Genomic DNA, 1,138 nt, shown 5'->3' on the forward strand with positions numbered 1-1,138 from the left:
GCCGTGCACTGAATGCAGTGACCACAGCCATCACCGGTGCACTGGGCGGACAGACCAATATACAGGTAGTGGCCAACACCTTAGCACCATATGCATCAGAGCTGATAGGCAAACAATTCGGCCACGGAGAAAACAAAAACGAAGCAGCGCAGCTGGTAGCGCATGCCATATTAGGTGCAGTAACTGCAAGTGTAAACGGAGGCAGTGCAGCAGCAGGAGCGGCAGGAGCGAGCAGTGCAGAATTGGCAGCCCAATACCTAATAAACCATCTGCCAAAAGAGCAGTATCCAGAAGCAATAGATCCCGCCACAGGAGAAATAGACCCGAACAGATTGCCGGAAAACGTAAAAGGAAGCATAAGAGACCTATCGTCAGCGATAGGGACAGTAGCAGGGGGACTAAGCGGAGGAACACTGAGTAATGCGCAGATAGCAGGAGAGCTTGGGCAAAATGCAGTAGAGAATAATGCCTTAATTAACAGCAAAGGAGAAAGCAAGCTTAATGCACAGGAAAGAAAAATAAATGAAAAGCTGAAAAAAGCGGGGGTACAAAGTGCGGATGATTACCAAAGAAAATACGATGCATGTCAAACCAAAGAATGTCAACAACAGGTTATAGAGAATTACAAAAAAGCCTCAGAAGAGGCCTCACAAATCATACTAAGTCTGTATCTGAAAGGACAGCTGACAGAAGAAGAGTCCAAGATATTACTAACCAGCTATGCCAGCAAGATGATGCAAGGAGCAGGAGAGAGTCAGGATGGATGGGGAACCCCGATATTTAATATGGATGCCCAGAAATGGACACCGTCAGGAAAAATAGCCAATGCTGCGTTCCAGAAAATAACGCTCACAAATCTAGTAAGAGATATGAAGCAATCAGGAGCAACAGAGCAGCAAATAGGGATGCGGGTACTGCAATTCCAGATAGCAGGGCAAGCCCTAAGTTCATATTCACTATCAGATCAGGTAGATGCATTGTACGGGACAGGGATGAGTCTGGGAACAATGCTAAACGTTATGAGCATAAAACGCGGAAAAGCGTTTTCAATGGATGAAATAAAGGCCATAACCAACCGATATAATAGTCATAGTGGAAGTCTAGTAACAGCAAACGGAGTAGTAATTAAAGATAAACC

1 protein-coding gene is annotated in these 1,138 nt (G+C 45.3%); it reads left to right on the plus strand.

Annotation, left to right across the window (positions count from 1 at the left end; genetic code table 11):
- Positions 1-1,138, plus strand: a 1,138-nt coding sequence (locus tag BHC43_RS00575; protein WP_180297399.1) for a VENN motif pre-toxin domain-containing protein, incomplete at both ends; no start/stop codon positions are given.

This window comes from Snodgrassella alvi, from assembly GCF_002777855.1.
GTDB lineage: Bacteria > Pseudomonadota > Gammaproteobacteria > Burkholderiales > Neisseriaceae > Snodgrassella > Snodgrassella alvi_E.